Source organism: Kitasatospora sp. NPDC059408, from assembly GCF_042751525.1.
Lineage (GTDB): Bacteria > Actinomycetota > Actinomycetes > Streptomycetales > Streptomycetaceae > Kitasatospora.
The window spans coordinates 55554-81196 of the sequence record NZ_JBHYWI010000007.1 but is presented as its reverse complement, the minus strand read 5'-3'; the positions used below and the strand labels follow the sequence as shown (position 1 = coordinate 81196).

The window sequence follows — 25643 nt, the reverse complement described above, 5'->3', positions numbered from 1 at the left end:
CCCGCGGGGCCCGGGGCTCAGCCGTTGTCGGGCCGGACCACGCAGACGGCGTTGCCGAGCATCGAGCCGAACCCGCCGAGGAGGGAGCCGGTCACGGACTTGCAGGCGGCGGCCTCCTGCGGGGTCTTGGGGCCGTGGTTGCTGCTGTCGGCGGCGGCGGGCTGGGCGAGGGCGAGCAGCAGGGCGCAGCCGGCCATGGCGAACACGGTCTTCTTCAACGACATGGAGAAGCCCCTTCGGGTCGAGGTGGGTTCGGCGGAGAGCCGAGCCATCCCTATCCGAAGGGGCTTCCCGGCTCACGGATCCTGGGCCATCCGTGAGCGTGTCCGCGTCAGTGCCCACGCGCCATCCGCTCCAGCGCCCGGATCGCGGCGGCCAGTTCGACCACGCCGTGCTCCTTGAGGACGCCGTAGTGGTCGGCGGTCAGGTCGACCACGGTGGGCGGGGCGGCGCAGTAGCCGGAGCTGCCCTCGATGAAGGAGTAGTCGTCGCCGGTGGCCTTGAAGATCGTCACCGGGACGTCCAGCCGGCGCTCGGCGAGCTCGCGGAAGCTGTACTCGAACTCGTACGTCTCGCCGACGATCCGGACGATCCGGCGGACCACCTCCTCCTCCAGGGTGGGGAGCAGCCGGCGGATCGAGGTGACGAAGGTGTCCTCGTCGGCGGTCTCGGTCAGGCAGCGCTCCAGCTCCGGACCGCTGATCCGGCCGGTGAACACCCCGAACAGGATGGTCACGTACGCCGGGTTGGCGTAGGAGGCCTCGCGGCCCCACGTGCGGCCGTCGGCCCGGCGCACCTCCGGGTTGCCGGGGCAGATCAGCAGCAGGTTCTCGACCCGCCGGCCGGCCTGTTCCAGCTGCCAGGCGGCCTCGAAGGCGACCCGGGCGCCGAAGGAGAAGCCCCACAGCGTGTACGGGCCCTCGGGCTGCACGCGGCGCAGTTCGGCGACGTCGGCGGCGGCCATCTCGCGGATGGTCGGGTACGGCGTCTCGCCCGCGTTGATGCCGTGCGCCTGGATGCCGTAGAAGGCGCGTCCGTCGCTCGCCTCGCGGCCGAGCAGGCGCAGGTTCATCGGGTAGCCGCCGAGGCCGGGCCAGCAGAACACCGGTCGCTCGGGGGTGCCGGGGTGCAGCGGGACGAGCCGTGAGGAGGCCGCGGTGCCGGCGCCGGCCGACGCGTCCGCGATGCGGGCGGCGAGGTCGGCGAGCTTCGGGCACTCGAAGACGACCTGGAGCGGCAGGGCGGTGCCGAACGCGCGGTTGATGCGGTTGACCAGGGCGACGGCGATCAGCGAGTTGCCGCCGGCGGCGAAGAACTCGTCGGCCGTCGAGACCGTGGCGAGGTCCTCGTACGTGAGTGCCTCTCCCCAGGCCTCGGCGAGCCACCGCTCCTGCGGGGTGGCGGGGGCGACGTACTCGCCGCGGACGTCGGCGTCGCGGACGGTGTCCGAGGCGGCGAGCGCCTTGAGGTCGACCTTGCCGTTGGCTGTCAGCGGCAGGGCGTCCAGCACGAGGACGCGGTTGGGGAGCATGTAGTCGGGCAGCAGGTTGGCGAGTTCGTCCTTGATGATCTCGGCCGGTCCCTTCATGTGGACGGTGTCCTCGTGCATGCCCTCGCTGCGGACCTGCTCCTCGCTCACCTTGCCGCCGAGGAAGAAGTACGACGGGCCGGTGGGGATCCCCGCGGCGCCGAGGATCTCGTCGAAGCGGCGCGAAGCGGGCAGCGGGTGGCCGGACTTGGAGCTGTAGCCGGAGGACATGAAGCCGAAGGACAGGCCGTTGCGCTGGAGGTGGTGCAGCTTGGTGCCCAGGGCGACGTACTGCAGCCACTCCTCGCCGGCCCGGCTGACGGCGGTGATGCCGAAGGCCGAGCGGGCGTAGACGGCCTGGTTGATCGCGATGACGTGGCGGGACTGCACGACGTCCTCCGAGACGCGGGTCAGCTCGCCGCCGGCGTGGCGGTACAGGCCGGCCGGCAGGCCCTCGACGCGGTCCTCGTGGGCCTGGACGTACACCTCGGTCGGGTCGGCCTGCGGCGTGCCGTCGCCGCGGACGACGGCGAAGCTGCCCAGGTAGTGGTCCTCGTCGGCGACGTCCAGCCGGTCCTTGACCGCCGGGTGGAAGCCGAGCGGGCGGACGTCCAGACCGTACTCGGGCAGCACCTCCTCGAAGACGCCCAGCATGTGGCCGGTCTCGAACTCCAGCACCTCGCGGATGTTGTTGGTGTAGACGGGGGCGATGGCGCCGGTCTTGCCGGAGAAGTGCAGCGTCAGGTAGGGGTCCTGGCGCTCCTCGGCGTCGCCGACGCGTATGAGGCTGTGCTCGACGGGGTGGTAGTAGTACAGGCCGGCCCCGAGCCCGTCGAGACCGCCGGTCTCCAGGTAGAGCTGGGTCGCGTACAGCGCGCCGGGCGAGGCGTAGGCGTACTTGGGCAGCAGCCGCTCCTCGCTGTGGAACTGGCCGAACCAGCGCAGGACGCGGCCGAGTTCGGGCAGGCTCAGCAGCTCCAGGCCGCGCCCGAAGGCACCCGCGGGGCGCGGGGCGAGCAGCGCGGCGAGGTCGTCGCGGGTCACCCGGCCGCCCTCGTAGAAGCGGTAGGTCTTGCGGGCGAAGACCTCCCGGCGCTGCGCCGCGGTCCCGCGGCGGCCGGGCAGGTCGACGTGCGGGCGGCCGGCGAGCTGCCCGAGGTCGCGCAGGCCCGGGTCGGAGAGCTGGGCCTTGACCTGGAGGCGCCCGGCCTTGGACTGGTGGTGGCGGCCGTGGTTGCCCTGGTCCATCAGGGCGGCCTCACGCGGGTTCAGCTCGACGCAGGCGATCAGGTTCTGATGGCCGGTGCGCTCGTCGGCGGTGACGATCGCGGCCGAGCGACGGACCCAGGTGTGCTCCTCGATCGCGCGGGCGATCTCGTCCAGCTCGACCCGGTAGCCGCGCAGCTTGACCTGGTTGTCGACGCGGCCGGCGAACTGGAGGGTGCCGTCCGGGTTCCAGTGCGCGAGGTCGCCGGTGCGGTAGAGCCGCTCGTGCGGGGTGAACGGGCAGGGGACGAAGCGCTCGGCGGTCAGCTCGGGGCGGTGCAGGTAGCCGCGGGCCAGCTGGACGCCGCCGATGTACAGCTCGCCGGTCTCCCCCTCGCCGACCGGGGCCAGGTCGGCGTCGAGGACGTGGCACCGGGTGCCGTCGACCGGCCGGCCGATCGGCACCGCCCCGGCGCCTTCGCCGAGCGCGGCCGGGTCGACGACGTGCGCGGTCGCGTTGATCGTGCACTCGGTCGGCCCGTACAGGTTGACCAGGGTCGCCCACGGCAGGGCGGTCGTGAGGTCGCGGGCGAGGCGCAGCGAGAGCGCCTCGCCGCCGGAGAAGATCCCGGTCAGGCTGCGGCTGTCGGCGAAGCCGTCGGTGGCGAGCAGCGCCTGGAGCAGGGTCGGCACGCACTGCAGCGCGGTCACCCCGTGGCGGCGGACGGCGGCGACGAGCGCCTCCGGGTCGCGGTAGAGGCCGGGCGCGCCGGCGACCACGCGGGCGCCGACGGCCGGGGCGAGGATCTCCCACTGGGCGGCGTCGAAGCTCATCGGCGTCTTCTGCAGCACGGTGACGTCCTGGTCGAGGTGGCCGGCGCCGTGCATCCAGCGCAGCTGGGAGACGACGGAGCCGTGCTCGATCACGACGCCCTTGGGGCGGCCGGTGCTGCCGGAGGTGTAGATGACGTAGGCCAGGGACTCCGGCGCCGGGTGGGCGCCGTCGTCGGGACGGACGGCCGGGGCGTCCGCGAGCGTGACGACCTCGGTGCCGGCGGGGGCCAGCGCGGCCAGCCGCTCGCGCAGGTGCTCCTGGGTGACGACGATCCGGGTGCGGCTGTCCTCGATCATGTAGCGCAGCCGGTCCTCGGGGTACTCGGGCGACAGCGGCAGGTAGCCGGCCCCGGCGTACAGGACGCCCCAGGCCCCGGTGACCAGCTCGGCCGACGGCTCGGTGAACAGGCCGACGGGGGTGTCGGCCCCGGCGCCCAGCCGGCGCAGGAGGCCGGCCAGGCGGCGGGCGTCCTCGCGCAGCTCCGGGAAGGTGAGGTCGCGGCCCTCGCCGACGACGGCCACCGAGGCGGGCCGGGTGCGCGCCTGGTGGTCGAGCAGGCCGGTGAGCGCGGTGGCGGCGGGGGCGCGCCGGGCGTGCGGCACGGCGGTGGTCGCGGTGGCGGGGACGGACGGGGTGGTACGCATGAGAGAGCCTTCGTTCGTGGACTGACACGCCCCGGCGCCCTGTGTTCGTCAGGAGCGCCGGACATGTCCACCACCGTCGGCCGCCCGTTGTCCCGGCCACATGAGGCACCGGTCTGGACCTCTGCCGGCTCCGTCCCGGCCCGACGGGACCTTCTGCCGGATCCGTCCCGGCCCGGTCACGGGCACGTCCCGGGTCCGTCCCGGACACTCGTGCGTTCACGATCGCGTAACCGCGCCGAAGCGCGGTGTCGGTAGCGTCGCCTCCATGACGGCATCGCACACGCGCTTCGAACGGCTCTGGACCCGGTCTTTCGGCAGGTCCGACCGGAGGTGCGCGGTGCCCGAGGGGCCCGGTGGCCGGGTGGCGCTCCTCGACGCCCCGCTCCGGGCCGCCCGGACGCACCCGGCGACGGGCCGGCTGCACGCCCTCGTCGCGGAGGAGCCGCTCCCCGCCCGGCTGTCCCTGGCGGACGGGACCGCGCTGATCGTCCGCGCGGCCGGTCCGGCCGACAAGGCCGGGGCCCGGGCGATGCACCAGCGCTGCTCCCCCGCCTCGCTGCGGCTGCGCTACCACGGGCCGGTCCGCGACTCCGACCGCCACCTGGACCACCTGCTGGACGGGCGGCACGGGCGCAGCCTCGCCGTGACGGCCGGGGACGGGCGGATCGTCGCCCTCGGGCACCTGATGTGGGACGACGGGGAGGCCGAGCTGGCCGTCCTGGTGGAGGACGGCTGGCAGCGGCGCGGGCTCGGACTGGCCCTGCTGCGCCGGCTGGCCGCGATGGCCCGGGCCGCCGGGATCGGCACCGTGTACGCGGTGACCCACGCCTCGAACGCGGGCCTGATCACGGCGATGCGCCGGCTGGCCGTGCCGCTGGACTTCCGCGCCGAGGACGGCACCCTCGTGATCACCGCCGCCCTGGCGGGCGCGGAGCCGGCGCCGCACCGTCCGGCCTGCTGATCATTTCTTCACCACATTCTCACCGGGAACCGTCCGGCCCTCCGGCGGCGTCCTCCTTCTCGCGGGAGCTCCGTCCGTACACCGCCCTTCCTGACGGCACGTCAGGCCGCCCGGGGCGGGCCCCGGGGGGCGCGTCGCAGCAGGCGGCGCGGGGTCCGGATCGTGGGGCCGGGTGACGGAGTCGGTAGGCTGGCCCCGTCCCCGCCGCCCGACGGCCCGTTAACCGGCCCCCGGGCGGTGCCGCAGCAAGGAGGAACCACTGAGCATGGCAGGCACCGAATCGGAGCCCACAGGCGCGCGCGACGCCTCCCTGCCGGCCCGCGCCAAGATCGCGGTCACCGCCGGCAAGGTCGCGGCCGCCGTGTCGCGCAAGGCCGGTCGCGGCAGCGGCTCGGTGATCGGCGGCAAGGTCGCCCTCAGGCTCGACCCCGACCTCCTCGCCACCCTCGCCGACCACCTCGACGTCGTGCTGGTCAGCGCCACCAACGGCAAGACCACGACCACCCGCCTGATCGCCGAGGCGCTGCGCGCCGCCGGCCCGGTGGTCTCCAACGCCCTCGGCGCCAACATGCCGGCCGGCATCACCTCCGCCCTGGCCGGCGGCTCGGACGCCCGCTTCGGCGTGATCGAGGTCGACGAGAAGTACCTGGCCGGGGTCGCCCGCGACACCCGCCCCAAGGCGATCGCCCTGCTCAACCTCTCCCGCGACCAGCTCGACCGCGCCGCCGAGACCCGGATGATGGCCGAGAAGTGGCGCGAGGGCCTCCAGGACACCGAGGCCGTGGTCATCGCCAACGCCGACGACCCGCTGGTGACCTGGGCCGCCTCCTCCTGCAAGAAGGTGGTCTGGGTGGCCGCCGGACAGGCCTGGAAGGAGGACGCCTGGTCCTGCCCCGCGTGCGGCGGCGTCATGCAGCGCCCCGGCGACGACTGGTTCTGCCAGGAGTGCGGCTTCCGGCGCCCCAACCCGCACTGGGCGCTCCAGGGCACCCACGTCATCGACCCGCAGCGCGGCGCCTGGCCGATCCAGCTCCAGCTGCCCGGCCGGGCCAACCTGGCCAACGCCACCAGCTCGGCCGCCGTCGCCGCCGTGTTCGGCGTCTCCCCGCAGGTCGCGCTGGAGCGGATGCGCTCGGTGACGGCCGTCGCCGGCCGCTACGACGTCGTCCAGTACCAGGGCCGCGACATCCGGCTGCTGCTCGCGAAGAACCCGGCCGGCTGGCTGGAGACCTTCTCGCTGATCGACGGCCCGCCCGCCCCGGTCATCCTCTCCGTCAACGCCCTCGACGCCGACGGCACCGACACCTCCTGGCTGTGGGACGTCGACTACGAGCGCCTCGCCGGGCACCCGGTCTTCGTGATGGGCCAGCGCAAGCTGGACCTGGCCGTCCGCCTGGAGGTCGCCGGACTGCAGTTCCACGTGGTGGACACGCTGGAGCAGGCCGTCCGGATGGCCCCGCCCGGCCGGATCGAGGCCATCGCCAACTACACCGCCTTCCAGCAGCTGCGGAAGGTCGTGGCCGGCTGATGCCGCGCCCCCACGCCCCTCTTTTCGTGACGGAAGGCCTTCGAGGATGAGTGAGAGCAGCCTGCGCGTGGTCTGGGTCTACCCGGACCTGCTCAGCACCTACGGCGACCGCGGCAACGCCCTGGTCGTGGAGCGCCGGGCCCGCCAGCGCCATCTCAACGTGACCCGGATCGACGTCCGCTCCGACCAGGCGGTCCCCACCAGCGGGGACATCTACCTGATCGGCGGCGGCGAGGACCGGCCGCAGCGCCTGGCCGCCGAGCGGCTGCGGGCCGACAGCGGCCTGGTGCGGGCCGCCGAGAACGGCGCGATCATCTTCGGCGTCTGCGCCGGCTTCCAGATCATGGGCCACGAGTTCGTCAACGACCTCGGCGAGCGCGAGCCGGGCCTCGGCCTGCTCGACGTCTGGACCACCCGCGGCGAGGGCGCCCGGTGCGTCGGCGACGTGCTCGCCGACGTCGACCCGCGGCTCGGCCTGCCGCAGCTGACCGGCTTCGAGAACCACCAGGGCGTCACCCACCTCGGCCAGGGCGTCCAGCCCTTCGCCAACGTCGCCGTCGGCCGGGGCAACGGCACCGGCGACGGCACCGAGGGCGCCTGGCGCGACACCGTCTTCGGCACCTACCTGCACGGCCCGGTGCTGGCCCGCAACCCCGCGGTCGCGGACATGCTGATCAAGCTGGCGCTGGACGTCAACGCCCTGCCGCCGGCCGACACCACCTGGTACGACGCGCTGCGCGCCGAGCGCATCGCCGCCACGACGCGCCCCCAGTAGTACACCCGTACGCCCCAGCCGGGTGCCCGCATGGCGGTCACCCGGTCCACGGGCGGCCCGGAACGTACGACAATGGGGGCTGCCGGCTGCACACCCTCCTCGGCAGCAGGCTGCACTTCCACGCGGGGGCGCCGACGGCGCCGCTCCCGCGTCGGCTCCTGCCCGGCCGGACCAGGGGTCGTATGCTCGACACCACGGCCTTTTTCGGGCGTTCTGCCCGATTCGGCCGATCCTTCACCCCACGGTCAGCTCCCCGCCACCCCGGCGTGGGAACGCACCGCTACGGTGACGGCTCGTCGTCCCAGCCTGTAGTCCGGCCGTTCCTCGGTTCTGCTCGGGAGTTGCAAAGCTAATGCGTATCGGAGTGCTGACCAGCGGCGGTGACTGCCCCGGCCTGAACGCGGTGATCCGCTCCGTGGTCCACCGGGGGGTGGTCGACCACGGCGACGAGATCATCGGGTTCGAGGACGGGTGGCGCGGCTTCCTGGAGGGCCACCACCGCCCCCTCACCCTGGACTCGGTGAGCGGCATCCTCGCCCAGGGCGGCACGATCCTCGGTTCGTCGCGGGTGCAGCCCAGCCACCTGCGCGACGGCGTCGAGCGCGCCAAGAAGTACTGCTCGGACCTCGGCCTGGACGCCGTCATCCCGATCGGCGGCGAGGGCACCCTCAAGGCCGCCAAGCTGATGAGCGACGCGGGCCTGCCGATCGTCGGCGTGCCGAAGACCATCGACAACGACATCGCCGCCACCGACGTGACCTTCGGCTTCGACACCGCCGTCTCGGTCGCCACCGAGGCCCTGGACCGGCTGAAGACCACCGCCGAGTCGCACCAGCGGGTCATGGTCGTCGAGGTCATGGGCCGGCACACCGGCTGGATCGCCCTCAACGCGGGCATGGCGGCGGGCGCGCACGCGATCGTCGTCCCCGAGCGGCCGTTCCACATCGAGCAGCTGACCGCCGTCGTCCGCGAACGCTTCGACCGGCAGAAGAAGTTCGCGATCGTGGTCTGCGCCGAGGGCGCCAAGCCCGAGCCCGGCACCATGCACTGGGAGGAGGGCGTCAAGGACATCTACGGCCACGAGCGGTTCACCGGCATCGCGACCCAGCTCTCCCGCGAGCTGGAGCACCGGCTCGGCAAGGAGGCCCGTCCGGTGATCCTCGGCCACACCCAGCGCGGCGGCACCCCGACCGCCTACGACCGGGTGCTCGCCACCCGGTTCGGCTGGCACGCCGTCGAGGCCGTCCACAAGGGCGCGTTCGGGCACATCACGGCGCTGCAGGGCACCAACATCAACCTGGTGCCGCTCGCCGAGGCGGTCGCCGAGCTGAAGACCGTCCCGCAGGAGCGCTACCTGGAGGCCGAGACGGTCCTCTGACCTCGTCCTCCCGCTGTGGAGCCCCCGGGTCGCTCGCGACGCGGGGGCTCCCGCGCGTCCGGAGGACGCTCCAGAGGACGTTCCGGAGGGCGCTCCGGCGGTGGCCCGGGTTGGCGTCCCCCGCCCGTGCCCCGGAGGTAGCCGGGCCCCCGCCCCGGCTGCCGTTGCCGGTGGCGGGGGCGGGGGCCCGGGCGATGTGGCGGGTTACGGGAGCTTCCACTGCTGGTTGGTGCCCGCGTTGCAGTCCCAGATCGCCAGCCGGGTGCCGTTGGCGGTGGCGAGGGCGGGGTCGTCGAGGCAGCGGCCGGACTGGGTGCTCCTGAGGGTGCCGTCCGGCTGGGGCGTCCACTGCTGGTTGGCGCCCGCGTTGCAGTCCCAGAGCTCGACCGGGGTGCCGTTGACGGTGGCGGCGCCGGTCACGTCGAGGCACTTGCCGCCGTGGGTGAGGGTGCCGTTGGACCAGGTCCACACCTGGGAGCCGCCGCCGTTGCAGTCCCAGAGCTGGACGGCGGTGCCGTTGGCGCCGGAATCGCCGTTGTCGTCGACGCACTTGCCGGGCAGCGCGGAGGTGATCGGGCCGGTGTGGGTGGTCGGGGTGCCCGGGGTGAGGGCGAAGTCGTCGAACTGGTCGGTCCGGTAGCCGGTCACGCCGAGGCCCGCCTGGCCGTTGGTGAAGCTGCCGTCGGTCGCGCTGCCCACCGTGACACCGTCGACGGCGGCGGTGAGGGTGGTGTCCTGCATCGAGAGCGCGACGGTGTGCCAGCTGCCGGTGCCGGGGGCGGTGGTGGTGCCGCTCGCGAGGGTGGTGAAGTTCCAGCTGGTGTCGCTCTTGTCGATGGACCAGGCGCCGGTGTCGCTCACGCGCAGGTGGTAGGCGTTCAGGCCGTTGTTGTTGCGGCCCTGCTGGTTGACCCGGCCCAGGAGTTCGACGGTGCTCGACTGCTCGAAGAGGGTGTCGGCGGTGACCGTGTAGTTGGCCCAGCTGCCGTCGCCCATCATCGTGTACGGGGCGTCGTACGGCTCGTCGGTCCAGCGGATCGGCGTCGCCGGGGCCATCTGGCGCAGGCAGGTGCCGGTGCGGCCGCCGCCGCACGGGACGGTCCGGAAGGCGCCGTTCATGTCCGTGAAGTACCTGGGCGAGGTGGTCGTGGCGGGCGTCTCGAAGTCGTCCGCGTACGGCAGTCCGAGCGCGGCGGGGGCCGGCGGGGTGGCGGCGCCCTTTCCCTGGCCGGTCGTGGTGGTGACGGTGTAGACGTGGCCGGGCCGCAGGGTCAGCGCGAACGACCCGCCCTGCGGCGTGACGTCCTGGGTGTGGACGAACCAGTCCGCCGGGTCGGCCGAACCGAGGTCGGTGGACCACACGTGCACGGTGCCGGTGGACAGGCCGCCGGTGACGGTGAAGCTCGCGGTCTGGGCGGCGGTGGCGTCGGCGGTCTCGATGACGGTGCTGTAGTCGGTGGTGTTCGGTGACTTCAGCGTCACGTAGCTGCCGTTGGCGCGCGCGCCGCCGAGGTACCCGCCCGCCGAGTCGATGTAGCGCCAGCCGGGCTGGACGAACTGGGCGGTGTGCGCGGTGACCCACGTGGTCCTGCCGATCGTGTAACTGCCGGACCAGGGCTGGTCGGCGATCGACATGCCGGCGGTGGAGAAGAACAGGTTCGGGTAGAGCGCGGCGATGACCGGCCAGTTGATGAACGAGGTCATCCGGCCGTCGAGGTAGCCGCGGTTGATCGCGCGCGCGACCGCGGGGGCACCGTCGTTGGCGTCCTCGGAGCCGTTCTCGCTCGCCCACAGCGGCTTGCCGAGCGCCCGGGCGTTCGCGGTGCTGGGGCAGTTGGTGAAGGAGCCGAGGTAGCCGCAGGGGTAGTGCACACCGACGACGTCGACGGCGTTCCTGAAGGCCTGGTCGGTGGCCATGGCGTCGGCCACGGCCCAGGAGTCGTCGGCGGCGACGACCTTGGTGGCGCCGTAACCGTGGGAGACCAGCGCGCTCTTGAGGTTCTCGTACCAGGCCGCGTTGAAGCCGCGCTCGTTCCAGCCGCCGAGGTAGGAGACGGCCAGGTGGTGCCGGTCCGCGCAGCCCATCCAGGACATCAGGTAGTCGATGGTGTCCCGGGACCAGAAGGTGCCCCCGCTGCCGGTGTCGCCGATCCAGCCGGGGGCACCCCAGGACAGGCCGTAGAACGTGATGCCGGGGTTGCGGGCGAGGGCCTGCTCGGCGAGCCACCACTCGTAGCCCTGGTCGCAGTCGACGGTGCCCCTGGTGTGCTCGATGCTGGGCTCGGCGCCGTCGGTGGAGTTGGTGTCGCCGCCGATCTCCAGCTTCAGCACCTGGAGCGAGGCGCCGTAGCCGGGCTTGAACAGGTAGTCGAGCACCTGGCTGCGCTGCGGCTCCGGATAGTCGGCCAGCAGGCGCGAGTTGCCACCGCCGCCGGAGATGGCCCCGATCCCGTCGAAGGTGAGGCCGGGCCGGGTGCCGTCGACGGTGACGGCGGTCTGGACCGGCGTGGCGGCGTGGACGGCCGAGGGTGTGGCCAGGCTGCCGAGCGCGCCCAGCAACAGCGCCAGGGCGCCGAGGGCGGTGCGGAGTTTCGAGGGTTGGTAGCTGCGACCCATGGGCGTCTCCCGGGACGGATTGGCGAGGGGATGACCGGGCAGGAGCGTAGACCCAACTTCCAACACCAATCAACAATCTGACACCACATCAAACGTCGGATTCCTGCCGAACCCTCGTCCGCCACGTCCGATCGCGGTGACTTCTGAGCGATTGTGTTGCCACTCCCCGACGTCACGGCCCTCATCAAAACCTCAGCATCGTGGCGGGAGACTGTCCGGGCGTGGCGCGCGACCCTTCCCCCGGTGGTCGCGCGCCATTCCTACGACCCCGCGTGTCCTCCGCGCCCCGCCGAGAGAGCCCCAGATGCCCGAGCACCAGGCCGACACCCTCCCGACCGCCGCCTTCCAGCCCCTGACCGCCGACGACCCCGCCACGGTCGGCGGCTACCGGCTGTTCGCACGGCTGGGGTCCGGCGGGATGGGCCGGGTGTACCTCTCGTACACGCGCGGCGGCCGGCCGGTGGCCCTCAAGGTGGTCCGGCCCGAGCTCGCGGAGGACCCCGAGTTCCGGGAGCGCTTCGCCCAGGAGGTCGCCAGCGCGCGCCTGATCCACGGCTTCTACACCGCCCAGGTCGTCGACGCCGGGGTGGACGCCGCCGTGCCCTGGCTCGCCACCACCTACGTCCCCGGCCCCTCGCTCCACCAGGTGGTCCGGCGCGCCGGGCCGCTCGCCGAGCAGACCGTCCTGCTCCTCGTCGCCGGCATCGCCGAAGCCCTCCAGGCGATCCACGCGGCCGGCGTCGTCCACCGCGACCTCAAGCCGGGCAACGTCCTCCTCGCCGCCGACGGCCCGCGCGTGATCGACTTCGGCATCGCCCGCGCCGTCGACGCCGCCGCCCTCACCAGCACCGGACTGCGCATCGGCTCCGCCGGCTTCATGGCGCCGGAACAGGCCCGGGGCCTGCGCGCCACGTCCGCCACCGACGTCTTCGCCCTCGGCGCCCTGGCCGCCTACATCGCCGGCGGCGCACCCCCCTTCGGCGGCGGTACGGATGCCGGCGCCCTCTACCGGGTGATCCACGAGGAGCCGGACCTCGCCCTCGTGCCCTCCTCCCTGCGCGGCCTCATCGGCTGGTGCCTGGCGAAGCGGCCCGAGGACCGTCCGACCACGGCCCAGGTGATCGAAGCCGTCCACGGCCACCCCGCCGTCGTCGGGGACCCGCGCTTCGCCGACGGCTGGCTGCCCCCGCAGGTGCACGCCGAGATCGCCCGGCGCAGCGACCTTCCCCGGGCCCCCTCCGAAGCGCAGACCGTCCTCGTCCCCGCGCCACCGCTGCACGACGGGGCGACGGCGCTGGCACCGGTCGCACCCGAAGTGGACCACGGCGTGGCCGCCCCCGAGGCCGCTTCCGTAGCCGCCCCCGTGGCCGCTCCCGTGGCCGCGCCGATCCGCAGACGTTCCCACCGCCGGACGGCCCTGATCGCCGCGGCCGCCCTCGCCCTCGGGTCGGCCGGCACGTTCCTCCTCGTCCACCGCACGGACGACGGGCGCCCGGCCGCCGACAACCGCACGGTCGAGAGCGCGACCGACCCGGAGGCCCCGCCGGCCGCCGCCTCCGTCTACACGGCCGTGTACACCGGCACCGCGCTCACCTCGTCCGACCGCAACGACGAGTTCGACCTCCGGAAGGGCACGGTCGCACCGGAGGGAACGGCGTCCTGGTACCTCGCCCGGACGTCGAGCGAGTTCCTCCTCGCCGACGGCAGCGACGCCTACGTCGGCACGGACAGCAGTCTCGGCACCGCCGACTGCCTCAAGGGGCTCGGCTCCCAACCCGCCTCCCGGCTCGACTTCGCCACCCTCACCGGCCGGGCCTTCTGCGTCCGCGAGGACGACGGCCGCGACCTGGCCGTCGTCCGGCTGCTGTCGGCCGCCCCGGGCGGCGGGCCGGTCAAGGTGTCGGTCGACCACTACCGCCGGGCCGACTGACCTCCCCGCCAGGGCGGTTCAGCCCGTCGCCGCGAGCACCGCGCGGCGGGCCGGTCAAGGTGTCGGCCGACCACTACCGCCGCGCCGACTGACCTTCCCGCCAGGGCGGTTCAGCCCGTCGCCGCGAGCACCGCGCGGTACCAGTCCGCGGCGGCGCCGAGCCGGGCGAGCGGCCCCGGGCCGGGCGGGCAGGCGGCCAGGGACCAGATGTCGTCGCTGCGGTACCAGTGGTCGAGGGCGATCATCGCGAACTGCCGCTCCGAGACGCGGCCCGGCGCGGCGGCCAGCAGGCGGCGGCACTCCTCCCACGGGACGGCCGGGCCGGCCGGCGCGGGGACCAGCCCGAGGGCGTCCAACGCGTCCAGGAGCTCCCCGGCGCGGACGGGCTCCGGGTGGCTCGCGTGGTGGACGCCCGACGGCACAGCGGGCTCGGCGGTCGCGACGGCGACGACCAGGCGGGCCAGGTCGGCGCGGTCGACGAGCGAGAGCCGGGCCCCGCCGCCCGCCCAGCGCACCGGCACCCGGCGGACCAGCTCGGCCACGGCGGGCACCACCCAGCGGTCCCCCGGGCCGGTCACCACGCCGGGCCGCAGCACGACGGCCCCGGCGGCCAGCGCGGCCCGCTCCCCGAGCAGCCGGGTGCGGCTGGCCTCCGAGACGGGCACGGCGGGCACCTCGTCCACGCCGACACCCGCGTGCGGGCCCGGCCCGTACACGGCCGCGGTGGACAGGTAGACGACCCGGGAGACCCCGGCCCGGCGGGCGGCGGCCATGACGGCCCCGGTGCCGCGGACGTTGACCTCCTCGCACTCCTCGGCGGTGCCGGAGATCCGGGACGCGAGGTGGAGCAGGACGTCGGCGCCGTCGCACAGCTCGGCGAGGGCCTTCTCGTCGGCGAGGTCGCCCTCCACCCAGGACGGGCCGCTCACGACGGGGACCTTCCGGGCCAGCGCGCGGACCTCGAAACCGCCCAACGCCTGGAGCACCGCCGAGCCGATGAAGCCCGTCGCCCCCGTCATCGCGATCCGGGGCCCCGTGGTCGAGGTCACCGCCCACCCCCTCCGTCAGGCCGCTCATTGTAGTGAGACGCGCCCACCCGCACGGAGGGGGCGGGGCACGGCCGGGGGTAAGGCCCGCCTAGGCTGTATGCCAAGCAAAACGGGCGAACCGGACCCCACCGGGGGCCACCAGGACGGAAAGCGGGACCCGCCGATGGGCGACGGAATGTCAGGCATGCACCACCACGGCGGGATGACCCAGCTAGGACCGTTCACCCTCTCCAACGTGTGGACCTGGTCCCCCGACTGGGTCTTCCTGGCCGGCAGCCTGGTCGCCCTCGGCCTGTACGCGCTCGGCGTCGCCCGGCTGTACCGCCGCGGCGACAAGTGGCCGGTCGGGCGCACCGTCGGCTGGGCCCTGGGCGTCGGCTCGGTGATCCTCGTCACCTGCAGCGGACTCAACGACTACGGGATGGCGCTGTTCAGCGCGCACATGATCCAGCACATGGTGCTGTCCATGCTGTCGCCCATCCTGCTGCTCCTCGGCGCCCCGATCACGCTCGCGCTGCGCGCGCTGCGCCCGGCCGGCAAGGGGCGCCCGCGCGGGCCGCGCGAGCTGCTGGTGGCGCTCCTGCACAGCCGCTACGTCAAGGTGATCTCGCACCCGGCGTTCACCATCCCGCTGTTCATCGCGAGCCTGTACGGGGTCTACTTCACCCCGCTGTTCGACTTCCTGATGCAGTACCGCGCCGGGCACATCTTCATGATGGTGCACTTCCTGGCCACCGGGCTGGTGTTCTTCTGGCCGATCATGGGCGTGGACCCGGGCCCGAACCGCCCCGGCCACGTGATGCGGATCATCGAGCTGTTCATGGGCATGCCGTTCCACGCCTTCTTCGGCGTCGCGGTGATGATGGCCAACCACCAGCTGGTCAGCACCTTCACCACGGCGGGCGCCCCGCCCGGCACCGACCTGCTGGCGGACCAGAAGCTCGCCGGCGGCATCACCTGGGCGTTCGGCGAGATCCCGACGGCGATCGTGCTGATCGCGCTGGTCTACCAGTGGATGGGCTCCGAGCAGCGCAAGGCCCGCCGCGCCGACCGCGCCGAGGAGCGCAGCGGCGACGCCGAGCTGGAGGCGTACAACGCGTACCTGGCCTCGCTCGATCAGCGCGGGAAGCGCCCGGCGGCCGACGCGGGCTGAGGCCGGCCGAGGCCCGCCGCGTTGCGTACATCACGGAACCCCCGTCCCGGACCACCGTCCGGAACGGGGGTTCCGTCGTAGGCGTTCGAGGAGGTATGCACGTCCTCCTGATCGTCGCCGTCCTACTCGGCGGGTACGCCCTGCTGTGGCTGCTCGGCTTCCTCGGCCGGGCGCTGCACTACCGCCGGCAGCCCGTGCCGGACGGCGCCGACTACGTCGTCGTTCTCGGCGCCGGACTGCACGGCTGCGACGTCACGCCGCTGCTCGCGGCCCGGCTGGACGCCGCGGTGGAACGGTTCGCCGCCGAGGAGGCCGCCGGGCATGCGCCCCTGCTGCTGGTGACCGGGGGCAAGGGGCCGCACGAGGAGTGCACCGAGGCCGCCGCGATGGCCCGCTACCTGCTCGCCCGGGGCGTCCCGGCCGGGCGGATCCGCCGCGAGGAGCGGGCCACCGACACCGTCGAGAACCTGCGCTTCAGCGCGGCCCTGATGGCCGCCGAGCGGCCCGGGTACCGGTGCACCGTCGTCACCAGCGGTTTCCACGTCCTGCGCTCGGCCACCGCCGCCCGCCGGGCCGGTGCGCCCGGCCGGGTCGCGGCGGCGGACGGGCTGCTCGCCCACGGGCCGTACCTGCTGCTGCGGGAGGCCGTCGCGACGGCCCTGGCGTACCGGCGGCTCAACACCGCCGCCGTCGCACTCCTGGTCCTGATCGCCCTCTGCTGGTGGTGAGACGACGGGCGACCCCCGGGTCCGCGTGGGACCCGGGGGCCGCCCGGTGGTTCAACTCGGCCTCGGTCAGCCGAGGTTGGCCAGCGCGTCGTTGAAGGTCTTCGACGGGCGCATCACGGCTGCGGCCTTGGCCGGGTCGGGCTGGTAGTAGCCACCGAGGTCGACGGCCGAGCCCTGCACGGCGACGAGCTCCTCGACGATGGTCTGCTCCTGCTCGGTGAGCGCCTTGGCGAGGCCCTCGAACGCCTGGGCCAGCTCGGCGTCCTCGGTCTGCCCGGCCAGCTCCTGGGCCCAGTACGTGGCCAGGTAGAAGTGGCTGCCGCGGTTGTCGATGCCACCGAGGCGGCGGCTCGGCGACTTGTCCTCGTTGAGGAAGGTGCCGGTGGCGCGGTCCAGGGTGTCGGCCAGGACCTTGGCGCGGGCGTTGCCGGTGCTGGCGGCCAGGTGCTCGAAGCTCGCGGCCAGCGCGAAGAACTCGCCCAGGCTGTCCCAGCGCAGGTAGTTCTCCTTGACCAGCTGCTGGACGTGCTTCGGGGCGGAGCCGCCGGCGCCGGTCTCGAACAGGCCGCCGCCCGCCATCAGCGGGACGACCGACAGCATCTTGGCGCTGGTGCCCAGCTCCAGGATCGGGAACAGGTCGGTCAGGTAGTCGCGCAGCACGTTGCCGGTGACCGAGATGGTGTTCTCGCCGCGGCGGATGCGCTCCAGCGAGAACGTGGTGGCCTCGACCGGGGACATGATCTCGATCTGCAGGCCGGTGGTGTCGTGCTCCGGCAGGTACGTGTTGACCTTCTCGATCAGCACGGCGTCGTGGGCGCGCTCGGCGTCCAGCCAGAACACGGCCGGGTCGCCGGTGGCGCGGGCGCGGGTGACGGCCAGCTTGACCCAGTCCTGGATCGGCAGGTCCTTGGTCTGGCAGGCGCGGAAGATGTCGCCCGGCTGCACGGCCTGCTCCAGCACGACCTCGCCCTCGGCGTCGACCAGGCGGACGGTGCCGGCCTCGGCGATCTCGAAGGTCTTGTCGTGGCTGCCGTACTCCTCGGCCTTCTGGGCCATCAGGCCGACGTTCGGGACCGAGCCGATGGTGGCCGGGTCCAGGGCGCCGTGGGCGCGGCAGTCGTCGATGACGGCCTGGTACACGCCGGCGTAGCTGCTGTCCGGCAGCACGGCCAGGGTGTCGGCCTCCTGGCCGTCCGGGCCCCACATGTGGCCGGAGGTGCGGATCATGGCCGGCATCGAGGCGTCGACGATGACGTCGCTCGGGACGTGCAGGTTGGTGATGCCCTTGTCCGAGTCGACCATGGCCAGGGCCGGGCCCTCGGCCAGCTCGGCGTCGAACGAGGCCTTGATCTCGGCGCCGTTCGCCAGCGCGTCGAGGCCGGCCAGGATGCCGCCGAGGCCGTTGTTCGGGTTCAGGCCGGCGGCGGTCAGCGCCTCGCCGTAGCGGGCGAAGGTCTTCGGGAAGAAGGCGCGCACGACGTGGCCGAACACGATCGGGTCGGAGACCTTCATCATGGTGGCCTTGAGGTGCACCGAGAACAGGACGCCCTCGGCCTTGGCGCGGGCCACCTGGGCGGCCAGGAACTCGTTCAGGGCGGCGGCGCGCAGGACCGAGGCGTCGACGACCTCGCCGGCCAGCACCGGGACCTTCTCGCGCAGGACGGTGGTGGTGCCGTCCTGGCCGACCAGCTCGATGCGCAGGGCGCCGTCGGCGGTGATCACGGCCGACTTCTCGGTGGAACGGAAGTCGTTCTCGCCCATGGTGGCGACGTTGGTCTTGGAGTCGGCCGACCAGGCGCCCATGCGGTGCGGGTGGGTCTTGGCGTAGTTCTTGACCGACAGCGGGGCGCGGCGGTCGGAGTTGCCCTCGCGCAGGACCGGGTTGACGGCGCTGCCCTTGACCTTGTCGTAGCGGGCGCGGACGTCCTTGTCCTCGTCGGTCCGCGGGTCGTCCGGGTAGTCCGGCAGGGCGTAGCCCTGGGCCTGCAGCTCGGCGATGGCGGCCTTCAGCTGCGGCACGGAGGCCGAGATGTTCGGCAGCTTGATGATGTTGGCGTCCGGGGTCTTGGCCAGCTCGCCCAGCTCGGCGAGGGCGTCACCGATCCGCTGGCCCTCGGCCAGACGCTCCGGGAAGCTCGCGATGATCCGCCCGGCCAGGGAGATGTCGCGGGTCTCCACGCGCACGCCCGCCGTCGAGGCGTAGGCCTGGACGACCGGCAGGAACGAGTAGGTCGCCAGGGCCGGAGCCTCGTCGGTGTGCGTATAGATGATGGTCGAGTCAGTCATCGAAACTCCGCTTCACGTCTCCAACGTCTTGACGTCAAGATATCTCGTCCCGGCCCCCTCGCTCCACCTCCCCCCGCCCCGGAGCGCGCGCCGGGTGCCCCGGGGGCGCGCCGGCGGTCGGTTCCACCGTCGTCCCGGGGCGCCCGCACGGCAACCGGAGGGGGCTAGCCCGCGGCGAACCTGGCCGCCAGCTCGGTCTCGTCGGCCAGGAACCAGAGCTGGGTGCCGCGGTTGCTCTCCCGGACGAAGTCGCGCAGGGCGTTGCTCGCGGCCACGTGGTGGGCGATGTCGCCGAGGACGACGAGACCCATCCGGTAGTTGACGAACTTCTGGACGATGCCGCCGGCGACGCGGGTGCTCAGCGCGAAGAAGTCCGGGTGCAGCCGGGCTGCGGGCACGATCACCCAGGTCGCCTCCCGGCCCCAGGCGTCGGCGATCGCGTCCATCGCGTCCTGCTCGCTGCGGAGCGGGGCGCCGTCGGCGGCCAGCCGGAGGAACGTCGGGTCGGACATGTCACAACTCCCTGGTCAGCGTGTGGACGATGGTGAGCACCGCGGCGGTGTCGGCCGGATCACCGAGGATGACGAGCCGCAGGGTCTGCGCCTCCTCGTCGAGGACGGTCTCCACGTGCAGCGGCCGGCCGCCCTCGCGCGGGCCGGCGATGGCCGCGAGCACGGTGGTGGTCAGCCGGTCCGCCCGCGCGCGGTCGATCTCCTCGATCCGCACGACGGACGAGACCTCGGCGCCGCGCCCCCTGGCGCTCTCCGCGACGACCGGGGCGCCGGTGAGGGCTTCCAGGTCGGCGCGGGCGATCCGGTACTGCTTGCCGATCCTGGTCGCCGCGAGGCGGCCGTCACGGATGTAGCCGCGGACCGTGCGCACGTGGAGGCCCAGCAGTTCGGCCACCTGTTCCACCGAGTAGTACTGCGCCACCTGCAACCATCCTTCCTGACTTCCCTATCATCGCGCAAACTATCATTCGATGCGGATGTTTGAGGAAGGATACGGAGTGGTGTAGTCCAGTTGGGTGAGTCGGCCGTCAGGAGTGCGTCAACACGCCACCTCATTCGGTCAACGCTGCGTCAGGACCGGCGACGCGCGGCCGATCCCGGCCTAGCTTCGAAGGGAGCAGTTCCGGCAGGCACCACCACTCCATTGGGGAGCACCCGCATGGCCCGCGTCGTCTGGCACGTTCCGGTCACCGTCAACCACCTCGGTCACGGCACCGGAAGCACGAACGCCCTCCGCCTCTTCCGCCTGCGCGACGGCCGCCGCTGCGCCGTCGGTTTCTCCACCCCCGAGGCGCTCACCGCCCTCCTCGGGCCGGACCAGGCCCACACCGAGCTCGGCGAGGCCGCCCTGCGCGAGCTCACCGCCCCGCTCGGCGTCGACGCCCTCGTCCTCGACCCGCGGCTGGTGGCCCCGCCCGTCGCCGCCCCCGCCGCACAGCCCGCCCCGGCCCCGACCGCACAGCTCCAGCACCGGTGACCGCCCTCCAACTGGTCCCGGGCGACGAGGAGCCCGCCGCACGACGGCCCGAACCGGCCCGGGCCCTGCACGCGATCGCCCGGGTCAGCTTCGGGCCCGTCCCCCTCGACTTCGACCGCCTCGCGGCCGAACACCCGGCCGTCCAGAGCGGCCTCGCCCTGGCCGGCGACGCCGACCTCGAACTCCGCCTGTCCTGCACCGGACCGGAGGAGCTGCGGGCCGTCGCCGCCGCCCTCCAGCGGGCCGGCGCGGCGCGCGTCCGCATCGACCTGGTCCTGCGCGCCCTCACGCCGGGACCGCCGACCCTGCGGTCGGTGACCTGAGATCACCGGAGGCGTCAATCCCACTCAGCCGAAGGGAAGTTGGGAGATATTCCAGTAGCGGGCGGCCGTCCACCGCGCATAGTGTGCGTCCGTCCGCCATGGACACAGCCAAGGACCGTCTCCCAAGGCCCCTCTTCCAAGGAAGCTGGTGAGGACTTGTCCCGCTCCGCGCTCCGCCCCGCCCTCGGTACGGCAGCCGTCCTGGCCGCCCTGCTCCTGGCCACTCCCTCCGCTCTCGCCGCCTCCCCGTCCGCACCGGCGCCGGACCGCGCCGACGACGCCGGCGTGTCCGTCGCGGTCTTCGGCGACGACACCCTGACCGAGGGCCGGCAGCTGACCGTCGACGAGCTGACCCGCGACCACGGCGTCGACCCCGGCCTCCTCCAGGCGTACGCCCGGGGCACCGCGCCGGACGACTCCGACGACTCCGCCTCCGACGACTCGGCCTCGGACGACGCCCCGGGCGCCGCCGCCCTCACCCCGCGGCTCGCCGGCGACCCGGCCTACGACCTGGTGGCCAGCTGGACCTCCAAGGACCACCGCACGGTCAACCTCCGCCGGGGCACCGCCACCTGGGGCTACACCAAGATCCAGCAGAAGCACAACCTCACCGTCAGCGCGGTCCGCGCGACCACCCGCTACCCCGAGCCCGGCTGGCCGAAGCAGCAGTCGGCGACCACGTGGAACTACCTCACCCTGGTCAACCACGTCCGCTGCTCCGGCTGGGCCTGGTGGCGCACCTGCAAGGTCGTCGACTTCACCCACGTGCAGGTGACGGTGAACTACGGCAACGTCAAGGGCGTCATCACCGCCTACTGCATCGGCTACGCCGACCGCTGCCCGGACTGGGTGAAGAACGCCGTCAACGGCGCCTGACGATCGTTCCCACCGGCATGGAGCGACACCCCCGACTGCGACGCGGCGGCTTCCTGCGCGAGGCCGCCGCGCTCCAGCGCACCAACACCGACGGCACCCGCCGCCTGACCCGGATCGCCTTCCCCGCCGGCGGTGACGTCGCGATCACGACGACGGGCCCGGACCCGGCCGCCCACCTGCCGGTGACCGCCACGCGCGACGACCTCCACGCCGCCCTCGCGCCCGAGGGCGGCTGGGCCGCGCCGGACCCGGGCCCGCTCACCCGGCTCCCGGTCACCGCCCCGGCGCCGCCGCTCCTGGTCTGGGCCGACCTCCTGGACGACCTCGGCGACCTCCTCTTCACCCTCACCGGCTATCCCGCCGACGTCGGCCGCCCCGACCTCGTGCCCCGCCTGGACGCCGTGTCCCTCACCGGCGCGACGACCGCCGTGGTCGAGGTGACCGCCCTCGGCGCCGCCCACCGGGTCCGCATCCCCCTGGACTCCGGCGTCCCCCTGGTGGCCGTCGCCCTGGAGATCGCCGAACACCTGCTGACCGTCGACGGAACGGCCGCGACGGAGTGGGAGTACCCCGTCGCGGCCTCGTAGGCCACGTCACTCCCGGGCGAGGGCCGCGATCGCGACGAGGAGCAGGGCCGAGCCGGCCAGCAGGCCCGCGGTGAGCGGCTCGCCGAGGAAGGCCACGCCGATCAGCGCCGCGGTCGCCGGTTCGAGCAGCACCAGCACGGCGGCCGTGGTGCCCGGGACGACGGCCAGGCCGGTGAAGTACCAGCGGTAGGCGAACAGCGTGGGCACCGTCCCGAGGAACAGCAGCGCTCCCCCGGTCAGCGCCGGGTGGCCCGCCGTCGGCAGGACGCCCTCGACCGCGGCGAGCGGCAGCAGGCAGAGCAGCCCGGTCGTGAACGCGCCGGTGCCGGCCCGCGCCGAGCCGCCGCCGCGCGCCCACAGCGTGAGCCCGCTCTGCCCGGCGCCCGCCAGCAGCGCCAGGCCGACACCCAGCGCCGGTCGCGGCCCCGCCGCCGGCGCGGCCACCAGCAGGGCCAGCCCGCCGAGCGCCGACACGACGGCGACGGCGGCCCGCCGGGTCAGGCGCTCGCCCAGCAGGACGTGCGCGCCGAGGCTCGTCAGCACCGGGCCGGCGCCGATGGTGATCAGGGTGGCGAGACCGAGCCCCGCGAAGCGGACCGAGCCGAAGTAGGCGCACTGGCTGACCGCCAGCCCGATCCCGGTCAGCACGGCGGCCCGGCAGGGTGTCCTCCGGCGTTCACGGCGTGGCAGTACCGCCAGGCAGAGCGCCGCGACGGCGAAGCGCCAGAACGAGACGGCCACCGGGCCCAGCCCGCTGGTGCGCAGCAGCAGGGCTGCAACGGCCCCGCCCACGCCCCAGGCGACGGCGGCGGCCGAGATGGACAGCAGTCCGTGCCGGAACGGCACGGCGGCATGCGAGGTCATGCGTCGTTTCTCCACGATGAGGTGCCGGTGGGATTCCGCGGATGACGCGGGCGGCACCGACCGCCCCGACGGCGAGCAGAAGGCCGCCGGGCGGTGATTCAGTGGAGAGGGCCGCCCGCTAGCGGACGGGCGGCGGGAGGATCACGAGACGCATGGAGCCAAGCCTACGCCTCGCCCCGCGTCCGGATGATCGTGATCTTTCCTCCGGCCGCCGCTCCGACGTACGGTCGTCACCGTGGTGGCTGGAGCGAAGGAGCGGGCGCGATGGAGCAGTTGACGTACGACGCGGTGAAGGCGGCCGGGCAGCGGATCGCCGGGCGGGTGCGGCCGGTGGTCGTGGCGCGCGGGGACGAGGGCGAACGGACGTGGCTGGCGCTGGAGTTCCTCCAGCACACCGGGAGCTTCAAGGCGCGCGGCGCGCAGAACTTCCTCCTCGCCCACGCCGAGGCCGGCACCCTCCCCGACGCCGGCGTGACCATCGCGTCGGGCGGCAACGCCGGCCTCGCCTGCGCCTGGGCCGCCCGTGAACTCGGCGTCCGCGCCACGGTGTTCCTGCCCGAGACGGCCTCACCGGTGAAGCTGGGCCGGCTCCGCTCGTACGGCGCCGAGGTGCGGCTGGTCGGGCGGGAGTACGCGGAGGCGCTCGCCGCGTGCGAGAAGTTCGCGGCGACCAGCGGGGCCCTGGCCTCGCACGCCTACGACCACCCGCTGATCGCCGCCGGCGCCGGGACCGTGCTGGAGGAGATCCGCGCCCAGGTGCCGGGCCTGGACACGGTGGTGGTGTCGGTGGGCGGCGGCGGGCTGTTCGCCGGGGTCGCCGTGGCGGCGCGCGAGCACGGGATCCGCGTGGTGGCGGTGGAGCCGGAGGGCAGCCGGGCGCTCAACGCGGCGCTGGAGGCGGGCCGCCCGGTGGACGTCCCGGTGGCGTCGGTGGCCCAGGACGCGCTGGGCGCCCGCCGGGCGACCGCCCTCGCCGTCGCGGCGGCCGCGCACGAGGGCGTGCGGTCGGTGCTGGTGCCCGACGAGGCGATCGTGCGGGCCCGGCGGCGGCTGTGGGACGAGCGCCGGATCGCCGTCGAGTTCGCGGCCTCCACGGCCCTGGCGGCGCTCGACGGGGTGGCGGGCGAGCGCGTCGCCGTCCTGCTGTGCGGGGCGAACACCGACCCGTCCGACCTGGTCGAGCGGGCGTAGCGGGACCCTCACCGGCCACGCGACCGCCCGTCCACGACACGGAGTCGGCCTACCCGACGGACCTCTCCCTCACCGGCCCGAGCCCCTCCACCGTCCCGAACCCCTCCACCGTCCCGAACCCCTCCACCGGCCTCGCCGAGGACGGCGCCGCCTCCCAACCCCCGGTCCGCGGCCTGCGCCGAGGGTCCAGCGCGACGTACGTGAGCACCGCGCCCAGTGCGGACAGGACGGCGAGCAGCAGGCCGAGGGTGTGCAGCGCGCCGGTGAACCCCTCGGCCAGGGCGGCGCGCCGGGCCGCGTCCACCTGTCCCTGGACGGCCCGGCCCGCGAGGTGCGCCGCCTCGCCGGGCGGGAGGCCCGGCAGGCGGGCGGCGGTCAGCGTGGTCAGGAGCGCCGCCGCCCCGGAGACGGCGACGGACTCGCCGGCGATCCGCATGGTGTTGAAGATCCCGGCGGCGGCGCCCGCGTGCTCGACCGGGACGGTGCCGACGGCCGCGTTGTCCATCACCCCGAACGCCAGCCCGACGCCCGCCCCGAAGGGCAACAGCGCCGACCACAGCGCCTCGAACGGCACGACGGCGAGCAGCAGCGCACCCGCCGCGATCAGCACGGAGGCGGCGGTCAGCACCGCCCGTACCGAGGTCGCCGCCGCGAGCCGGCCCGCGACGAGGGGCAGCAGCAGGACCGGCGCCGTCATCGGCAGCAGCAGGAGCCCGCTGGCCAGGACGCTCCGGCCGCCCACGCCCTGGAGGTAGGCGGGGAGGTGGACCAGCAGCACCACGAAGCCGAGGGTCACGGTGAAGGGCTGGCACACGACGGCGAGGAACTCGGGCCGCCGGAACAGCCGGACGTCGAACATCGCCCGGCCGGGCCGGCGGAGTTCCACCGCCCCGAACAGCACCATCAGCAGGACGGCCCCGCCGAGCGGCAGCAGCGTGCCCGGCGCCGTCCAGCCGGCCGCCCCCGCCCGGACGAGCGCGTAGGACAGGGCGGCGAGCCCGGCGGTGAAGCAGAGCAGCCCGGCGAGGTCGAAGCGCGGGCGCTCGGGGTTGCGCGACTCCGGCGCCCGGGTCGCCAGCAGCCAGGCCGGAACCGACCCGGCCGCGACGAGCAGGAAGACCGCCCGCCAGCCGGCCGCCTCCACCAGCGCGCCCGCCGCCAGTGGCCCGACGGCCAGGCCCGTCCCGAAGGACGTGCCCAGGATCCCGAACGCCAGTTGCCGGCGCCGCCCGGCCGTGGAGTGGGCCAGCACCGCCGCACCCGACGCCAGGACGGCCGCGGCCCCGCACCCCTGCACCGCCCGCGCGGCGTCGACGACCGCCATCGACGGCGCGAGCGCGATCAGCAGCGACAGCGCGCCGACCAGTGCGATGCCGGTGAGCAGCACGCGGCGCCGGCCGAGCCGGTCGGCGAGGGCGCCCGCGGCGAGCGGCAGGGCGGCGAAGGTGATGTTGAAGGCGTTGAGCATCCACTGGGCGGCACCGACGGAGGCGTCCAGGTGCGCGGCCATGGTCGGCAGCGCGACGGCGGCGCCGGTCACCGAGAACGGCAGCATCGCGCTCGCGCCGCCGACCGCGCCGACCGTCGCCCAGTAGCCGTCCCGGCTCCGGGAGTTGGGGGTAGTCATGCGTCGATCGTTCGCCAGGCCGGGCCGTGGATGAAGGGACTGCCACACCCCCGGGCCGGCGTTCCCTGGG

The 25643-nt window shown here is 74.0% G+C and carries 21 protein-coding genes; 12 read left to right on the top strand and 9 right to left on the bottom strand.

What is annotated here, in order from left to right:
* Window positions 1-17 precede the first annotated feature (17 nt).
* Window positions 18-224: a hypothetical protein gene (locus tag ACFXDE_RS07300; protein ID WP_380491719.1), complete on the bottom strand. Its 207-nt coding sequence runs from the start codon at window positions 222-224 to the stop codon at window positions 18-20.
* A 107-nt stretch (window positions 225-331) separates the two neighbouring features.
* Window positions 332-4213, bottom strand: coding sequence for an amino acid adenylation domain-containing protein (locus ACFXDE_RS07295; RefSeq protein ID WP_380491717.1), 3882 nt, complete (start codon window positions 4211-4213; stop codon window positions 332-334).
* Between the two features lie 337 nt (window positions 4214-4550).
* On the opposite strand from ACFXDE_RS07295, the gene ACFXDE_RS07290 reads away from it, so the two are divergent.
* From ACFXDE_RS07290 to ACFXDE_RS07275, 4 genes are all read left to right on the top strand, one after another.
* Window positions 4551-5174, top strand: a complete 624-nt coding sequence (locus ACFXDE_RS07290; protein ID WP_380491715.1) for a GNAT family N-acetyltransferase — start codon at window positions 4551-4553, stop codon at window positions 5172-5174.
* A gap of 265 nt (window positions 5175-5439) precedes the next feature.
* A complete protein-coding gene (locus ACFXDE_RS07285; RefSeq protein WP_359959229.1) occupies window positions 5440-6702 on the top strand; it encodes a MurT ligase domain-containing protein in 1263 nt (420 codons plus the stop codon).
* Between the two features lie 46 nt (window positions 6703-6748).
* The gene (locus tag ACFXDE_RS07280; RefSeq protein WP_329931992.1) at window positions 6749-7477 is read left to right on the top strand and encodes a glutamine amidotransferase; all 729 of its coding nucleotides are present in this window, start codon (window positions 6749-6751) and stop codon (window positions 7475-7477) included.
* 352 nt (window positions 7478-7829) lie between these two features.
* A complete protein-coding gene (locus ACFXDE_RS07275; RefSeq protein WP_329931993.1) occupies window positions 7830-8855 on the top strand; it encodes a 6-phosphofructokinase in 1026 nt (341 codons plus the stop codon).
* Window positions 8856-9059: 204 nt separating this feature from the next.
* Here ACFXDE_RS07275 and ACFXDE_RS07270 read toward each other — a convergent pair whose 3' ends face one another.
* Window positions 9060-11471, bottom strand: a complete 2412-nt coding sequence (locus ACFXDE_RS07270) for a ricin-type beta-trefoil lectin domain protein (protein ID WP_380491712.1) — start codon at window positions 11469-11471, stop codon at window positions 9060-9062.
* 304 nt (window positions 11472-11775) lie between these two features.
* On the opposite strand from ACFXDE_RS07270, the gene ACFXDE_RS07265 reads away from it, so the two are divergent.
* Window positions 11776-13401 carry a protein kinase gene (locus ACFXDE_RS07265; RefSeq protein ID WP_380491710.1) on the top strand — a complete coding sequence of 542 codons (1626 nt, stop codon included), beginning with the start codon at window positions 11776-11778 and terminating at the stop codon, window positions 13399-13401.
* 110 nt (window positions 13402-13511) lie between these two features.
* On the opposite strand, the gene ACFXDE_RS07260 is transcribed toward ACFXDE_RS07265, so the two are convergent.
* A complete protein-coding gene (locus ACFXDE_RS07260; RefSeq protein ID WP_380491708.1) occupies window positions 13512-14450 on the bottom strand; it encodes an NAD-dependent epimerase/dehydratase family protein in 939 nt (312 codons plus the stop codon).
* Between the two features lie 184 nt (window positions 14451-14634).
* Between ACFXDE_RS07260 and ACFXDE_RS07255 the strand changes: the two genes are divergently transcribed.
* Both ACFXDE_RS07255 and ACFXDE_RS07250 read left to right on the top strand, forming a co-directional pair.
* Complete coding sequence (locus tag ACFXDE_RS07255; RefSeq protein WP_380491706.1) at window positions 14635-15603, top strand: cytochrome c oxidase assembly protein; 969 nt, start codon at window positions 14635-14637, stop codon at window positions 15601-15603.
* A 95-nt stretch (window positions 15604-15698) separates the two neighbouring features.
* Entirely contained in the window at window positions 15699-16331 is a 633-nt protein-coding gene (locus ACFXDE_RS07250) for a YdcF family protein (RefSeq protein WP_380491704.1), read from the top strand.
* A gap of 66 nt (window positions 16332-16397) precedes the next feature.
* On the opposite strand, the gene ACFXDE_RS07245 is transcribed toward ACFXDE_RS07250, so the two are convergent.
* The 3 genes from ACFXDE_RS07245 to ACFXDE_RS07235 form a co-directional block, all read right to left on the bottom strand.
* The gene (locus ACFXDE_RS07245) at window positions 16398-18617 is read right to left on the bottom strand and encodes an NADP-dependent isocitrate dehydrogenase (protein WP_380491702.1); all 2220 of its coding nucleotides are present in this window, start codon (window positions 18615-18617) and stop codon (window positions 16398-16400) included.
* 164 nt (window positions 18618-18781) lie between these two features.
* Window positions 18782-19129: a DUF4180 domain-containing protein gene (locus ACFXDE_RS07240; RefSeq protein ID WP_380491700.1), complete on the bottom strand. Its 348-nt coding sequence runs from the start codon at window positions 19127-19129 to the stop codon at window positions 18782-18784.
* Between the two features lies 1 nt (window position 19130).
* On the bottom strand, window positions 19131-19550 hold the full coding sequence (locus ACFXDE_RS07235) for a helix-turn-helix domain-containing protein (protein WP_380491698.1): 420 nt from the start codon (window positions 19548-19550) through the stop codon (window positions 19131-19133).
* A 237-nt stretch (window positions 19551-19787) separates the two neighbouring features.
* Between ACFXDE_RS07235 and ACFXDE_RS07230 the strand changes: the two genes are divergently transcribed.
* From ACFXDE_RS07230 to ACFXDE_RS07215, 4 genes are all read left to right on the top strand, one after another.
* Window positions 19788-20105, top strand: coding sequence for an SAV_915 family protein (locus ACFXDE_RS07230; RefSeq protein WP_380443736.1), 318 nt, complete (start codon window positions 19788-19790; stop codon window positions 20103-20105).
* Window positions 20102-20428: a hypothetical protein gene (locus ACFXDE_RS07225; protein WP_380491696.1), complete on the top strand. Its 327-nt coding sequence runs from the start codon at window positions 20102-20104 to the stop codon at window positions 20426-20428. The genes ACFXDE_RS07230 and ACFXDE_RS07225 overlap by 4 nt, the downstream gene beginning before the upstream one ends.
* 156 nt (window positions 20429-20584) lie before the next feature.
* Complete coding sequence (locus ACFXDE_RS07220; RefSeq protein ID WP_380491694.1) at window positions 20585-21304, top strand: hypothetical protein; 720 nt, start codon at window positions 20585-20587, stop codon at window positions 21302-21304.
* A gap of 17 nt (window positions 21305-21321) precedes the next feature.
* The gene (locus tag ACFXDE_RS07215) at window positions 21322-21891 is read left to right on the top strand and encodes a hypothetical protein (protein ID WP_380491692.1); all 570 of its coding nucleotides are present in this window, start codon (window positions 21322-21324) and stop codon (window positions 21889-21891) included.
* Between the two features lie 6 nt (window positions 21892-21897).
* Here the strand turns inward: ACFXDE_RS07215 and ACFXDE_RS07210 are convergent, their stop codons facing one another.
* Entirely contained in the window at window positions 21898-22755 is an 858-nt protein-coding gene (locus tag ACFXDE_RS07210) for a DMT family transporter (RefSeq protein ID WP_380491690.1), read from the bottom strand.
* Between the two features lie 264 nt (window positions 22756-23019).
* On the opposite strand from ACFXDE_RS07210, the gene ACFXDE_RS07205 reads away from it, so the two are divergent.
* On the top strand, window positions 23020-23946 hold the full coding sequence (locus ACFXDE_RS07205; protein WP_380491688.1) for a serine/threonine dehydratase: 927 nt from the start codon (window positions 23020-23022) through the stop codon (window positions 23944-23946).
* Between the two features lie 49 nt (window positions 23947-23995).
* On the opposite strand, the gene ACFXDE_RS07200 is transcribed toward ACFXDE_RS07205, so the two are convergent.
* Window positions 23996-25573, bottom strand: coding sequence for an MFS transporter (locus tag ACFXDE_RS07200; protein ID WP_380491686.1), 1578 nt, complete (start codon window positions 25571-25573; stop codon window positions 23996-23998).
* Window positions 25574-25643 lie beyond the last annotated feature (70 nt).

Excerpts from the sequence above, each read along its gene's own strand:
- ACFXDE_RS07240 (WP_380491700.1), bottom strand. The coding sequence starts at position 19,129 with ATGTCCGACCCGACGTTCCTCCGGCTGGCCGCCGACGGCGCCCCGCTC.
- ACFXDE_RS07200 (WP_380491686.1), bottom strand. The coding sequence starts at position 25,573 with ATGACTACCCCCAACTCCCGGAGCCGGGACGGCTACTGGGCGACGGTC.
- ACFXDE_RS07250 (WP_380491704.1), top strand. The coding sequence starts at position 15,699 with ATGCACGTCCTCCTGATCGTCGCCGTCCTACTCGGCGGGTACGCCCTG.
- ACFXDE_RS07255 (WP_380491706.1), top strand. The coding sequence starts at position 14,635 with ATGCACCACCACGGCGGGATGACCCAGCTAGGACCGTTCACCCTCTCC.
- ACFXDE_RS07245 (WP_380491702.1), bottom strand. The coding sequence starts at position 18,617 with ATGACTGACTCGACCATCATCTATACGCACACCGACGAGGCTCCGGCC.
- ACFXDE_RS07210 (WP_380491690.1), bottom strand. The coding sequence starts at position 22,755 with ATGACCTCGCATGCCGCCGTGCCGTTCCGGCACGGACTGCTGTCCATC.
- ACFXDE_RS07205 (WP_380491688.1), top strand. The coding sequence starts at position 23,020 with ATGGAGCAGTTGACGTACGACGCGGTGAAGGCGGCCGGGCAGCGGATC.
- ACFXDE_RS07230 (WP_380443736.1), top strand. The coding sequence starts at position 19,788 with ATGGCCCGCGTCGTCTGGCACGTTCCGGTCACCGTCAACCACCTCGGT.
- ACFXDE_RS07265 (WP_380491710.1), top strand. The coding sequence starts at position 11,776 with ATGCCCGAGCACCAGGCCGACACCCTCCCGACCGCCGCCTTCCAGCCC.
- ACFXDE_RS07275 (WP_329931993.1), top strand. The coding sequence starts at position 7,830 with ATGCGTATCGGAGTGCTGACCAGCGGCGGTGACTGCCCCGGCCTGAAC.
- ACFXDE_RS07285 (WP_359959229.1), top strand. The coding sequence starts at position 5,440 with ATGGCAGGCACCGAATCGGAGCCCACAGGCGCGCGCGACGCCTCCCTG.
- ACFXDE_RS07215 (WP_380491692.1), top strand. The coding sequence starts at position 21,322 with ATGGAGCGACACCCCCGACTGCGACGCGGCGGCTTCCTGCGCGAGGCC.
- ACFXDE_RS07300 (WP_380491719.1), bottom strand. The coding sequence starts at position 224 with ATGTCGTTGAAGAAGACCGTGTTCGCCATGGCCGGCTGCGCCCTGCTG.
- ACFXDE_RS07295 (WP_380491717.1), bottom strand. The coding sequence starts at position 4,213 with ATGCGTACCACCCCGTCCGTCCCCGCCACCGCGACCACCGCCGTGCCG.
- ACFXDE_RS07280 (WP_329931992.1), top strand. The coding sequence starts at position 6,749 with ATGAGTGAGAGCAGCCTGCGCGTGGTCTGGGTCTACCCGGACCTGCTC.
- ACFXDE_RS07270 (WP_380491712.1), bottom strand. The coding sequence starts at position 11,471 with ATGGGTCGCAGCTACCAACCCTCGAAACTCCGCACCGCCCTCGGCGCC.